Origin of the sequence: Arthrobacter sedimenti, from assembly GCF_042652025.1 — a bacterium.
Classification (GTDB): domain Bacteria; phylum Actinomycetota; class Actinomycetes; order Actinomycetales; family Micrococcaceae; genus Arthrobacter; species Arthrobacter sedimenti.
Window position 1 is genome coordinate 104,137 of sequence record NZ_JBHSDQ010000008.1, and the last position, 12,164, is coordinate 116,300.

Below are 12,164 nucleotides of genomic sequence, written 5' to 3' on the forward strand. Positions count from 1 at the left end.
GGCTCCGCTCTGGAGTCATACTAGTGGCCGCCGCTTATGTGACGCGCGGAAGCCACACGGGCAATCCCCAGCCGCTCCCGCCCTTGACTGTTGCAGCCGTCACACTCTAGTCTGTGGAAACTCCTGTTGCCTATAGGGCAATTTCAGGAGCCGTCTCAGTTCGTCCGCGGCGGTTCCGGGCGCCGTCGCCCCCGGTCCCACACCCGGCGCCCAACAGCTCCAAGGAGCCATCTATGGATGCAAGTGCCATCAACATCGCCATCGTGGTGGTGTACCTTCTCGCAATGCTGGCCTTCGGCTGGTGGGGCAAGTCCCGCACCCGGAACAACAGTGATTTCCTGGTGGCCGGCCGCCGCCTGGGGCCCTTCCTCTACACGGGGACCATGGCCGCCGTCGTCCTCGGCGGAGCCTCCACCGTTGGCGGCGTGGGGCTCGGGTACAAGTTCGGCATCTCCGGCATGTGGCTGGTGGTGGCTATCGGCGCGGGCGTCCTCCTGCTGAGCCTGCTCTTCGCCGGAACCATCCAGAAGCTGAAGATCTACACGGTGTCCCAGATGCTCACCCTCCGCTACGGGAGCAGGGCAACCGAAGCCTCGGGCATCGTCATGCTCGCTTATACCCTGATGCTTTGCGCCACCTCCACGGGCGCCTACGCCACCATCTTCGTGGTGCTGTTCGGCCTGGACCGGGCGCTGGCCATCGCCATCGGCGGCGCCATCGTGCTGGTGTACTCCACCATCGGCGGCATGTGGTCCATCACCCTGGCGGACCAGGTCCAGTTCGTCATCAAGACCGTAGGCATCTTCTTCCTGATGCTCCCCTTCACCCTGAACGCGGCCGGCGGCCTGGACGGGATCCGCAGCCGGGTGGACGCCAGCTTCTTCCAGATGGATGGCATCGGCGTCCAGACGATCATCACCTACTTCGTGGTCTACACCCTGGGCCTGCTGATCGGCCAGGACATCTGGCAGCGCGTATTCACCGCCAAGACCCCCAAGGTTGCCCGCTGGGGCGGCGCGACGGCCGGCATCTACTGCATCCTCTACGGCGTGGCCGGAGCACTGATCGGCATGGCCGCCAATGTGGCCCTGTCCTACGTCAAGATCGCCGCCAAGGATGATGTCTACGCCGAGGTGGCCCAGAACCTGCTCCCCGTCGGCATTGGCGGACTGGTGCTGGCGGCCGCCGTGGCCGCCATGATGTCCACCGCATCCGGCGCCCTCATCGCCGCGGCCACCGTTGCCCGCGCCGACGTCCTGCCGTTCGTGGCCGGCTGGTTCGGCAAGAAGGTCAACACCGGCGACACCGAGAACCCTGAGCACGACGTCAAGGCCAACCGCATCTGGGTTCTCGCCCTGGGCATCGTGGCCATCGTCATCGCCATCATCACCAAGGACGTGGTCGCGGCCCTGACCATCGCCTACGACATCCTGGTGGGCGGGCTCCTGGTGGCCATCCTGGGCGGCCTCGTGTGGAAGCGCGGCACCGGCCTGGCCGCCGCGGCCTCCATGGCAGTGGGCTCCGTGGTGACCCTGGGAACCATGATCATCCTGGAAATCAACGCCAAGGCACCCCTTGACGGCGTTTATGCCAACGAGCCCATCTACTACGGCCTGATCGCCTCGGCCGTCGTCTATATTGCGGCGTCACTGCTCACCCGGCCCACGGACCCCGCCGTCATGCAGGCCTGGCAGCGCCGCGTTTCCGGGCAGGAACCCGAAGACGCCCCGGAGGAAGTCCTCGCCGGCCGCTGACCCTGAAAAGCTGAAGCCTCCAAAGAGATAACGCACGACGGCGGCACCTCCCTTCGCTTTACCGCGAAAGGAGGTGCCGCCGTCGTAAGTCCTACTCCCCTGTGTCGCGTGGCTCGTCGTCATCCAGCGGGACCTCGCGGTCCTCGGCGTCGATGACCACCGGTGGCGGCTGGACCACCGGTTCTTCCTCATCAATCAACGCGTCCTCCGCGTCCCAGTCCGCATCGTCTACCGGCGCATCCTCGGCGTAATCGTAGGCGGGGTCCGCTTCCACGGCGTCCAAGTGCGGCATGTCCGGGTGCTGTCCGGTGGTGCTCATGATTCAACCTCCGTAGGTTCGCCTGACGTGCTCTTTCAGGAGGGCGCAGCCTGCGCCACACCTTCATCACAGCACCGGCCGGGCGGAGGGGTCAATAGCCACCGCGGCTTGGGGAAAAAGCCCCAAAAGACGGCCGCAGCAGTCCGTGTTTTACGGCAAACCGAAACTTTCCAGCGAGGTTTGCCAGCCAAAAAACGCCGGAAAACCGCAGTAGGCTGGCAGGGCAAAGGCGCGAAAACATGCCCTTTCCAGCCCAGGAGTACCAGTGCCGCAGCACGCCCAATCCAGTTCCCATGCCCTGCCCCAGGAGGCCTCCACAACCGTGCAAGCCCAGCCCTCGCCATCGAACATCAAGCGGTGGCGCCAGTACCTGGCCGATGAGCGCGCCGAAGCCGCCGTCTACCGTGACCTCGCCCAGAACCGTGAGGGGGAAGAGCGCGCCATCCTCCTTGCCCTGGCGGAGGCCGAAGGCCGGCACGAAGCACACTGGCTGGCCCTGCTCGGTGAGCACGCCGGCAAGCCCAGGCGGGCCTCGGCACGAAGCCGGTTCCTGGGATTCCTGGCCCGGCACTTCGGCTCCGTGTTTGTGCTGGCCCTTGCCCAGCGCGCGGAGGGCCGCTCCCCTTACGCCAAGGACCCCAACGCCACCCCCGCCATGGCCGCGGATGAGCAGATCCATGAGGAAGTAGTCCGTGGCCTGGCCACCCGCGGCCGCAACAGACTGGCCGGCACGTTCCGGGCCGCGGTTTTCGGTGCGAACGACGGACTGGTCAGCAACCTGTCCCTGGTGATGGGCATGGCCGCGTCCGGCGTGGCCAGCAGCGTGGTGCTGCTCAGCGGCATCGCCGGACTCCTGGCCGGCGCCATGTCCATGGGCGCAGGGGAATTCATCTCCGTCCGCTCCCAGCGCGAACTGCTCGCTGCCACCCGTCCGACCCAGATCACCCTGGCGGCAGCGCCCAAGCTGGACCTTGAGAACAACGAACTCCTCCTGGTGTACCTGGCCCGCGGGATGTCCCGGGAAGCGGCGGAACACCGGGTTGCCGAACGCACCGGCCAGCTGTCCTGCGACTGCGATCCCAGCCTTTCGCTGCAGCCTGAACTCGCGGAGGAAGAAGACCGGCACGAGGCTGTGGGCACGGCGTGGGGGGCCGCATTGTCCAGTTTCTGCTTCTTCGCTTCCGGCGCCATCATCCCCATCCTGCCGTTCCTGTTCGGCATGACCGGCGTCGCGGCCCTCGTTGTCGCAGGGGCCCTGGTGGGCATTTCCCTCCTGGCGACCGGCGCCGCCGTCGGCCTGCTGTCCGGCACCTCCCCGCTGACCCGTGGCCTGCGCCAGCTGGCCATAGGCCTGGGCGCGGCCGCCATCACGTACCTGCTGGGCCTGCTTTTCGGCACGGCGGTGGGCTAGCAGCAGGCAGCGGCTTCCAATGGAGGTCCTTCGGTAACGTTCAACGTTTCCGGAGGACCTCCACTGCTTCGTCCACCGTGTCCACCAAGTGGATGTAATCCGCCATGGCCCGGCCGGCTGCAAGGCTGCGCAGCATGGGCCAGGCGGGGTACTCCTGCTCCCAGTGCTGCCGCCCCACCAGGACCATGGGAGCCACCTTTTCGCGGGCTCCGTAGTAGTTCTCGCAGGCGTCCTGGAAGATCTCCTGGACGGTGCCGGCGGCGCCGGGCAGGAAGACGATTCCGCCGTGGCACAGTTCCAGCAGGATGGCCTCGCGGATGGCGTTGGCGAAGTATTTGGCGATGTGCGTGGCGAAGTAATTGGGCGGTTCGTGCCCGTAGAACCAGGTGGGGATACCGAGCGACGGCGTCCCGCCCGGATGGCGCTCGACGACGGCGGCGGCCGCACGCGCCCACCCCGACACCGAGGGACGGAACCCGGGAACGACGGCGAGCGTGGCGAGGGCCGCCTGCACGTCGCCGTCGGACGCCTGGCTCAGGTACGCCCCCATGTTGGCCGCCTCCATGGCACCCGGTCCGCCGCCCGTGGCCACCGAATGGCCTTCGAGGGCCAGCAGCCTGCCCAGCCGCGCTGCCTCCGCAAACTCCCGGCTGCCGCGTGGCGCGGCGTGCCCGCCCATGACGCCGACGATGGGTCGGCGGGTCCACGTTCCGGAGCGGGTCAGCTCATCCAGCGCGTCCCCGATGGCATGGTCGTGCAGGGCGGAGGCCAGGGTTGAGTCAACGCGGTGCCGCTGGCCGGGCTGGATGCTCCAGTGGTAGATGCGGGCGTCCGGCACCTCCTCGTACGGGGACGTCGCCAGTCCGGCATACAGCTCGGCCGGGGAATACAGTGCGGCCCGGTAGGGATCGAACGGGACACCTTCCAGCCTTGGGAAGATGAGGGCCCCACGGCTCCGGAGGTAGCCCTCCATGCCGTCGTCGAAGATGCAGCCCAGGAACATCGCGCCCTCGACGCTCACGCTTTTCAGTGCGGCCGAGCGGCCCCGCAGGTCCAGCGACTGCGCATGCCAGCCGTGCAGGTTGACGGCGCCGCCGGACACCAGGCGGTCGAAGCTGGCCAGGTCCTGGACTTCCAGTGTGCGCGGGCGGGGACCAAGGCTTCCGGCGAAATTCATGATTGTTGTCCTGCGGCCCACATCATGGTGTCAGCCTAGCCACCCAACGCAAACGCGGGGCCGGAAGAGGCGTCCTTCTCCCGTGCGTCTCTACAACAGGACGACCCTCCGCCCCTGTATCGCAGCAGCCGTGATGCACCTTGACCCTCCCGGTGCGACTGCTACGATCGATTAGGGACTATGTCCTATCAAACGAACATATAGCGGCAAAGTGCCTGCAGGCGCCCCTCTCCCGACCGGACGGCGCACATCGACGATAGACAAGGGAACGCATCGTGGCGAACAACCTGGGACTCAGCATCGACCGTTCCTCCCCCGTGCCCTTGTACCACCAGGTGGTCCAGGGCATCGAAGCGGCGATCTACAGCGGAGCACTGGAGCCCGGCAGCCGGCTGGACAATGAGATCGACCTCGCAGCCCAGCTCAACCTGTCCCGTCCCACCATGCGCAAAGCCATGGACGAACTGGTCCGGTCCGGACTGCTGGTACGCAAGCGCGGTGTAGGCACACAGGTGGTTTCCAGCCAGGTGCGCCGCCCGCTGGAGCTGTCCAGCCTCTATGACGACCTCACGAATAACGGGAAGAAGCCCACCACCGAGGTCCTGAGTTTCTCGCATGTGGAGGCCGATGACGCCACCATCGCCACCCTGCAGTTGCCCGCTGGCTCCAAGGTGTACCACTTCACCCGGCTCCGCAAGGTGGGCGGCAAGCCACTGGCCCTCATGGAGAACTGGGTGCGCGACGACATTGCCGACATGGATGAGGCCATGCTGCAGGCCGAAGGCCTCTACTCCATCCTTCGCCGTGGCGGCGTGAACTTCCGGCTGGCCAACCAGCGCATCGGCGCCAAGACCGCCGACGACTACCAGGCCTCCATGCTGGACACCGCGGCCGGATCTGCGCTGGTCACCATGGAACGCACCGCCGTGGACGATACCGGCCGCAGGGTTGAAACGGGCCAGCACGTCTACCGCGCGGATTCCTACAGCTTTGAAATGACACTCGTACAGCGATAATCCAAGGAGCCAACTCCATGACCAACTGGGTCTACCCCCTGGGCACCGCAGCCGACGGCAAATGGGACATCTCGATCGGAACCTCCGATTCCTCCCTCAGCGTTGAAGGCTGGGCCCATACGGGACTAAAGGTGGCCACCCTGGCCGCGGGCGCCGCCGTCGAGCTTCCCGCCGCGGATGAGGAACGGATTGTGGTACCCCTTACCGGGTCCTTCACGGTTAGCGTTGAGGGCACGGATTACCCGCTGGCGGGCCGGGCGTCCGTATTCTCCGGCCCCAGCGATGTGCTCTACTCGGGCGCCGGGCGCGCCGTAAGCATCAGCTCCAACGACGGCGGGCGGGTTGCCGTGGCCACAGCGCCGGCCAAGGCCTCCTACCCCACCCGGCTGGTGTCCGCAGCCGAAACCCCGGTGGAACTGCGCGGCGCCGGCAACTGCTCGCGCCAGGTCCACAATTTCGGCACGCCGGCAGCGCTGGAAGCCGACCGCTTCATCGTGTGCGAGGTCCTCACCCCCGCCGGCAACTGGTCCTCCTACCCTCCGCACAAGCACGATGAGGAGAAGGACGGCGAGACCTCCCTCGAGGAGATCTATTACTTCGAGACGCAGGTGACGGCCGGTTCAGGCGCTCCCTCCGACGCCGACGCCATGGGCTACCAGCGTGTCTACGCCTCCGACGAGCGGCCCATCGACGTGACGGCCGAGGTGCGCACCGGCGACGTCATCCTGGTCCCCTACGGCTGGCATGGCCCGGCCATGGCGGCTCCCGGATACGACCTGTACTACCTGAACGTCATGGCGGGACCCGGTCTGGTGCGGGAGTGGCTGATCAGTGACGACCCGCACCACGGCTGGGTCCGGCAAACCTGGGAGAACCAGGACATCGATCCGCGTCTGCCGTTCCGCCCCTGAGCCTGGCTAGGACCGGACAAGCCCGGGCATGTCAGTGGATGCCGCCACTAACTTGTGCTGCTTCTCGCTCCGCTTGGCGCCGGCCGCGGCGAAGGCCATGACGGCAAGGCCCGCAAGGGTAATCACTGCGCCGGCCCAGATGGGCGAGGTGTAGCCGAGCCCGGCGGTGATGGTGACGCCGCCCAGCCAGGCGCCCAGGGCGTTGCCCACATTGAAGGCACCGATATTGGCGCCGGAGGCCAGCGTGGGAGCCCCGGAGGCGTACCTCATCACGCGCATCTGCAGGCCCGGTACGGTGGCAAAGCCGAAGCCTCCCATCAGCACCAGGGAAATGACGGTGAGGACCGGGTTGGCGGCTGCCAGGGCGAAGGCCACGAGAACCGCGGTCAGGGCGGCCAGCACTACCAGGAGTGTCCGGTCCACGTTCCGGTCTGCGGCCTTGCCGCCCAACGTGTTGCCCACGAAAAGACCCACCCCGAAGACGATGAGCAGCCACGGTACGGTTGACACCGCGAAGCCGGAGACCTCCGTGAGCGTGTAGGCGATGTAGGTGAACGCGCCGAACATGCCGCCGTACCCGAGGATGGTGACAACGATGGACAGCCAAACCTGACCGGACCGGAAGGCTCGAAGTTCGGAGCGAAGGCTGCCGGCTTGCTCTGCCGCACCTGCCGATTTGGGGACCAGCGCCAGGATCCCGGCGAGCGCGGCCACGCCAATTGCTGTGATCGCCCAGAACGTGGCACGCCACCCTGCGGCCTGGCCCAGCAGCGTTCCAAACGGCACGCCCAGGACGTTGGCCGCGGTGAGGCCGGTGAACATCAGCGCGATCGCACCGGCCTTCTTGCTGGGCGGGACCATCCCTGCCGCCACCACAGCGCCGATGCCAAAGAAGGCGCCATGTGAGAGGGCGGCGATGACGCGGCCCAACATCATGGGCCAGTATCCCTCCGCAGTGGCCGAGAGCAGGTTTCCTGCGATGAACAGCACCAGCAGTGCGGCCAGGACCGGCTTACGCTGGAAGCGCGTGACGGCAGCAGTCAGCCCCAAGGCGCCCACCACCACGGCCAGCGCGTAGCCGGAGATGAACCAACCGGCCGAGGCCTCACTGACGCCGAAGTCCGCCGCGACCTGCGGAAGGAGCCCGGCAATGACGAACTCGGTAAGTCCAATGCCAAACCCGCCGAGGGCGAGTGCTATCAAGCCAACAGGCATGCGAATGCTCCTTTGAGCTATAGGTGTGGTTGTTCCCCTGACGGGATAGCGCCTAAGATAGTTGCAGACGCGGTATTTATTGTTGCACATGCAAATATACCGCGCAAGCAACTATCTTCGACCGCAGCTAGTGGTCGGGTTGCCGACCTTCTTGTAAGGAGTAAAAGCATGGGCATCAAGGACGACGCCGTCGAGGTCCGCGCCCAGGGCTGGCGAACCCTTGCAGCCCTGCACGGGCTGATTGAAACCGAACTGGAGCGCTCGCTGCAGGCAGAGTCAAAACTCTCAGTGGTGGAGTACACGGTGCTGGATGCCCTCAGCCGGCAGGATGGATGGCACATGCGCATGCAGCAACTGGCCCGTGCCACGGCATTAAGCCCCAGCGCCACCACCAGACTGGTCAACCGGCTGGAGGACCGCGGCTTGCTCACCAGGATTTTGTGCGACCACGACCGGCGCGGGATCTACACCGAGTTGACTTCCAGCGGGAGCAGTTTGCTCGCGGAAGCGCGGCCGGTGCACGACGCCACCCTCGAACGTGCCCTCGATGAGGCCATGGCCATCCCGGAACTGGCGCCGCTGGTGGATGCCCTGCCCCGGTTGCACGCCGGCACCTAGAGCCCGCCGCACGCGCCGCAACGCCCTTAGGGATTCCCTCGGGGCCGTTGCGGCGTAGAACAGGTGCGCCTGTTTGGGTCAGGAGAGCTGGGCTTCGGTGGTTGGGGCCTTGCTGCCCGCCACGTTCTTGAAGTAGTGCTCCAAGTCCTCGAGGCTCTTGTCCTTGGTCTCGGGAACGTACTTCGCGGCGAAGGCAATGGCGGCGACGCCGAGGACTGCGAACACGAAGAACGTGTTGGAGATGCCGATCGCCGCCAGCAGCTGCGGGAAGCCGAACCCGATCAGGAAGTTCACGATCCACAACAGGAAGGCCGACGCCCCCATGCCCAGGCCGCGGATCTTCAGCGGGAAGATTTCCGAGAGCATCAGCCAGGTCACCGGTGAGATGGCGCCCTGCTGGAACGCCAGGAACGTGACGGTGAGCCCCAGGATGACGAAGCCGCGGGCTGTGCCTTCCGGCAGAATCAGGGAGAAGAGCCCAATCAGCAGCAGCGCCGTGGTGGTTCCCACCTGGCCCGTAATCAGCATCCTGCGCCGACCCACCTTGCCAAGCAGCCAAATTCCCACGAACGTGGCGAGGACTGAGATCACACCGTTGGCGATGTTGGCCGTCAGCGCCGCTTCACGGCCAAAACCGGACTGGGAGAGAATCTGGGTCCCGTAGTACATGATCGAGTTCACGCCGGTGATCTGCTGGATCACCGCCAGGCCAAGGCCCACGAAGACAATCCGGCGAAGCCACGGGATGCCAAGGTCCTTCCAGGACCCCATCTTGGACTTGTAGTCCTCCACGGCCATGGCCTTGACTTCCTCGAACTCCCTCCGCGCCTCTGCCTGTGACCGGATGCGATTCAGGACGCTGAGCGTCTCCCCGAAGCTGCCCATGGAAGCCAGCCAACGGGGGCTTTCGGGCATGTAATTCATCCCGATCCACAGCGCGACGGCCGGGAGGGTGGCGATGACCAGCATCCAGCGCCAGATGCTATGGGACTCACCGAACGAGTTGCCGAGGTAGGCGTTGAAGATAAATGCCAGCAACTGCCCTGTAACGATCATTAGTTCGTTTTGGGTGACAATGCGGCCGCGCCGGTTGCTGGGCGATACCTCGGCCAGGTACACCGGAACAGTCACCGATGCCCCGCCCACGGCGAGCCCCAGGATGAACCGGGCGGCGATCATCACTTCCGTGCTGGGTGCAAAGGTGCAGCCCATAGTGCCCGCGAGGAAGATGAGAGCCAGCACCATGAGCATCCGACGGCGGCCGTGACGGTCCGCCAGGCGGCCGCCGAACAGGGCACCGAAGGCGGCACCAAACAACAGGGACGAGGTGACCAGGCCCTCGGTCAGTGGTGTCAGGCCCAGGTCCTCCTGCATATAAGGCAGCGCCCCGTTGATCACGCCGGTGTCGTAGCCGAAGAGCAGGCCGCCCAGGGTGGCGGTGATGGTGGCAGTCCGCAGTGCCCACTTGTGGTTCCCCGGCTCCCTTCCTGCCGTCCCACCGTGAAGCGAGGTCACGGGCGTCCCCATTGGGCGCACCGTTTTCCTGCCTCCGGCTGGTAGCGGAGGACCTTTGCTCTATTCTCGTTTTCGGCACAGACGCTGGACACCATCTCAGTATTCTGCCCGTCCGGGACGGCGATCTCGTTCCAGTTCCCGGGGAACGCGTCTGGAATCACATCCACGTCGCCGGTGACCGGGTGTGAGAGGACGGCCGGCTCCTCCCCTTTCCCGCAGCCAACTGGTAGCGGCCTACTTGTAGAGGTCGGGCTTGGGGTTCAGCCTCACGGTGACCTTTTCGCCGTTCTTCTGCGCCTCGACGCCCGCCTCGCAGCACGCAGCGGTGGCGTACCCGTCCCAGGCGGAGGGGCCGCCGATTTCGCCTTTGAGTGCCGCGTCCACCCATGACTGGATTTCGACGTCGTACGCCGCGCCGAATCGCTCCTCGAAGCCGGGTGTGACGTTGCCGCCCCAACGGCCGGAGCTGCGGGTGTAGGGGCCTTTGTCGCCGCCGATGTTGACAATCCCGTCCTCGAAGGTGGCCTGGGTAGCCACTTCGTAGCCGAACTTGGCATTGACGTAGATTTCGACGTCGGCCAGGACACCCGACTCGGTTTCGATCAGCACGTGCTGGGGATCGTGCTGGCCGTTCGGGGCATTGCGGGTGGCCTTGCCCAGCCGGACCTGGACGCTGGTGATTTCCTCGCCGGTGAAGTATCGGATGGCGTCAAACTCATGGACCACGGAGTCGTTAATGAGCATCTCGTTGGTAAAGCCCGGGGGCGTGTTGGGGTTGCGGTGCTGGTGGTGCAACATCAGCAACTCGCCCAGTTCGTGGTTGCGGATGATCGAGCCCAGGGTGGCGTACTCGGCGTCGAAACGGCGCATGAAGCCCACCTGGATGCGCTTGTGCCCAAGTGCCACCTCGGCTTCGACAATCTTCCAGGAGGATTCGGCGTCGGGCGTGAGGGGCTTTTCGCACAGGATCGGGATGTCCCTGGCTAGAGCCTTCAAAAGGATGTCCTGGTGCAGGAAGCCGGGGGTGGCAATCAGGACGGCAGTGACGTCGCCGTTGTCGAGGGCCTCTTCGGCGTCCGCCAGGGCTACTGCGCCCGGGATGCCTTCGACGGCGGCCTGGGCGCGGGCGAGGTCGACGTCGACGACGGCGGCAACCTCGGCTCCGTGGATGCGCTGGTTGAGGCGCTGGATGTGGTCTGCGCCCATACGGCCTGCGCCGATGACGGCAACGCGGAGGGTTTCAGTCATTGTTCTGGTCCTTTGGGTGTCTGGGACGGTGCCGTGCTGGCTGTCAGTGCTGGTCCGTCAGCTGACGGTCGTACGGGAGCCGCAGGACAGCAGGTAGTTGCGGGTGCGCTTGGCGATGGGCATGGGGACGTCGAAGGCGACGGGGTACATATCCTGCTCCACGATGCCGAAGATCGGCCGGTCCAGGGCTTCCACGGCTTCGATGACCGCGCGCAGGTCCGGCAGGCCGTTGGGCGGTTCGGTCATGACGCCGGCCAGGTTGGCTGCTGCCCAGGTCATGTTTTCCTCGTTGACCTTCTTAAGGATCTCCGGGTTGATCTGCTTCAGGTGCAGGTAGCCGATCCGGTCCGGGTAGTTCTTGATCAGGTCCAGGCTGGAGGCGCCGCAGTATTCGGCGTGTCCGGTGTCCAGACAGAGGTTCAGGTACTGCGGGTCCGTGGCGCCCAGCAGCGTTTCGATATCCGCCTGCGCGCCGACGTGGGAGTCCGCGTGCGAGTGGAACTGCTGCTTCAGGCCGAAGTCCTCAAGAAGCGTCTTGCCCAGCCGGTTGTGGCCGGCGAACAGGTCATCCCAGGCCTTTGGGGTGAGGGTGCCGCTCTCCACCGCCTCGCCCGTGACGTCGTCGCGCCACATGGCCGGGATGACCACGATGTGCTCCCCGCCCATGGCGGCCGTCAGTTCAGCGACCTTGCGGGCTGGCTCCCAGGCAGTTTCCCACTGGTCCAGGCCGCGGTGGAACGCAGTGAAGACTGTTCCGGCGCTGACTTTGAGGTCGCGCTGCGCGAGTTCCTCCGCCAGGCGGCTGGGGTCTGTAGGGAGGTAGCCGTAGGGGCCCAGTTCGATCCACTTGTAGCCGGACTCGGCGACTTCATCCAGGAAGCGTTCCCACGGAGTCTGCTTGGGATCGTCCGCGAACCACACGCCCCAGGAGTCCGGCGCCGTGCCGATGATCAGCTTGTTCTCAGTCATGACTGCGGTGC

Annotated in this window: 11 protein-coding genes; 5 read left to right on the forward strand and 6 right to left on the reverse strand. The window is 65.8% G+C overall.

What is annotated here, in order from left to right; genetic code table 11:
* Nucleotides 1-233: 233 nt before the first annotated feature.
* The gene (locus ACFO0G_RS17000) at nt 234-1,754 is read left to right on the forward strand and encodes a sodium:solute symporter family protein (RefSeq protein WP_376979109.1); all 1,521 of its coding nucleotides are present in this window, start codon (nt 234-236) and stop codon (nt 1,752-1,754) included.
* Between the two features lie 91 nt (nt 1,755-1,845).
* Here the strand turns inward: ACFO0G_RS17000 and ACFO0G_RS17005 are convergent, their stop codons facing one another.
* The gene (locus ACFO0G_RS17005; protein WP_376979111.1) at nt 1,846-2,073 is read right to left on the reverse strand and encodes a hypothetical protein; all 228 of its coding nucleotides are present in this window, start codon (nt 2,071-2,073) and stop codon (nt 1,846-1,848) included.
* A 265-nt stretch (nt 2,074-2,338) separates the two neighbouring features.
* Between ACFO0G_RS17005 and ACFO0G_RS17010 the strand changes: the two genes are divergently transcribed.
* Nucleotides 2,339-3,484, forward strand: a complete 1,146-nt coding sequence (locus tag ACFO0G_RS17010; protein ID WP_376979113.1) for a VIT1/CCC1 transporter family protein — start codon at nt 2,339-2,341, stop codon at nt 3,482-3,484.
* A 40-nt stretch (nt 3,485-3,524) separates the two neighbouring features.
* Here ACFO0G_RS17010 and ACFO0G_RS17015 read toward each other — a convergent pair whose 3' ends face one another.
* Nucleotides 3,525-4,661, reverse strand: coding sequence for an LOG family protein (locus ACFO0G_RS17015; protein WP_376979115.1), 1,137 nt, complete (start codon nt 4,659-4,661; stop codon nt 3,525-3,527).
* Nucleotides 4,662-4,936: 275 nt separating this feature from the next.
* Here ACFO0G_RS17015 and ACFO0G_RS17020 point away from each other — a divergent pair, with 275 nt between their 5' ends.
* The gene (locus ACFO0G_RS17020) at nt 4,937-5,677 is read left to right on the forward strand and encodes a GntR family transcriptional regulator (RefSeq protein WP_286402117.1); all 741 of its coding nucleotides are present in this window, start codon (nt 4,937-4,939) and stop codon (nt 5,675-5,677) included.
* Between the two features lie 17 nt (nt 5,678-5,694).
* Nucleotides 5,695-6,588, forward strand: a complete 894-nt coding sequence (gene iolB, locus ACFO0G_RS17025; protein WP_376979118.1) for a 5-deoxy-glucuronate isomerase — start codon at nt 5,695-5,697, stop codon at nt 6,586-6,588.
* A 6-nt stretch (nt 6,589-6,594) separates the two neighbouring features.
* Here iolB and ACFO0G_RS17030 read toward each other — a convergent pair whose 3' ends face one another.
* Nucleotides 6,595-7,803: an MFS transporter gene (locus ACFO0G_RS17030; RefSeq protein ID WP_376979120.1), complete on the reverse strand. Its 1,209-nt coding sequence runs from the start codon at nt 7,801-7,803 to the stop codon at nt 6,595-6,597.
* Between the two features lie 168 nt (nt 7,804-7,971).
* On the opposite strand from ACFO0G_RS17030, the gene ACFO0G_RS17035 reads away from it, so the two are divergent.
* Nucleotides 7,972-8,421, forward strand: a complete 450-nt coding sequence (locus ACFO0G_RS17035; RefSeq protein WP_376979122.1) for a MarR family winged helix-turn-helix transcriptional regulator — start codon at nt 7,972-7,974, stop codon at nt 8,419-8,421.
* A 78-nt stretch (nt 8,422-8,499) separates the two neighbouring features.
* Here ACFO0G_RS17035 and ACFO0G_RS17040 read toward each other — a convergent pair whose 3' ends face one another.
* The 3 genes from ACFO0G_RS17040 to ACFO0G_RS17050 form a co-directional block, all read right to left on the reverse strand.
* Nucleotides 8,500-9,948 (reverse strand): sugar porter family MFS transporter, encoded by a 1,449-nt coding sequence (locus ACFO0G_RS17040; RefSeq protein ID WP_376979124.1) that lies wholly within the window; start codon nt 9,946-9,948, stop codon nt 8,500-8,502.
* Between the two features lie 222 nt (nt 9,949-10,170).
* Nucleotides 10,171-11,184, reverse strand: a complete 1,014-nt coding sequence (locus ACFO0G_RS17045) for a Gfo/Idh/MocA family protein (protein ID WP_376979126.1) — start codon at nt 11,182-11,184, stop codon at nt 10,171-10,173.
* Between the two features lie 57 nt (nt 11,185-11,241).
* A complete protein-coding gene (locus ACFO0G_RS17050; RefSeq protein WP_376979128.1) occupies nt 11,242-12,153 on the reverse strand; it encodes a sugar phosphate isomerase/epimerase family protein in 912 nt (303 codons plus the stop codon).
* Nucleotides 12,154-12,164: the final 11 nt, after the last annotated feature.

Bases quoted from the DNA above. Each gene is read 5' to 3' on its own strand.
- ACFO0G_RS17040 (WP_376979124.1), bottom strand. From the start codon at position 9,948: ATGGGGACGCCCGTGACCTCGCTTCACGGTGGGACGGCAGGAAGGGAG.
- ACFO0G_RS17050 (WP_376979128.1), bottom strand. From the start codon at position 12,153: ATGACTGAGAACAAGCTGATCATCGGCACGGCGCCGGACTCCTGGGGC.
- ACFO0G_RS17030 (WP_376979120.1), bottom strand. From the start codon at position 7,803: ATGCCTGTTGGCTTGATAGCACTCGCCCTCGGCGGGTTTGGCATTGGA.
- ACFO0G_RS17000 (WP_376979109.1), top strand. From the start codon at position 234: ATGGATGCAAGTGCCATCAACATCGCCATCGTGGTGGTGTACCTTCTC.
- ACFO0G_RS17045 (WP_376979126.1), bottom strand. From the start codon at position 11,184: ATGACTGAAACCCTCCGCGTTGCCGTCATCGGCGCAGGCCGTATGGGC.
- ACFO0G_RS17005 (WP_376979111.1), bottom strand. From the start codon at position 2,073: ATGAGCACCACCGGACAGCACCCGGACATGCCGCACTTGGACGCCGTG.
- iolB (WP_376979118.1), top strand. From the start codon at position 5,695: ATGACCAACTGGGTCTACCCCCTGGGCACCGCAGCCGACGGCAAATGG.
- ACFO0G_RS17035 (WP_376979122.1), top strand. From the start codon at position 7,972: ATGGGCATCAAGGACGACGCCGTCGAGGTCCGCGCCCAGGGCTGGCGA.
- ACFO0G_RS17015 (WP_376979115.1), bottom strand. From the start codon at position 4,661: ATGAATTTCGCCGGAAGCCTTGGTCCCCGCCCGCGCACACTGGAAGTC.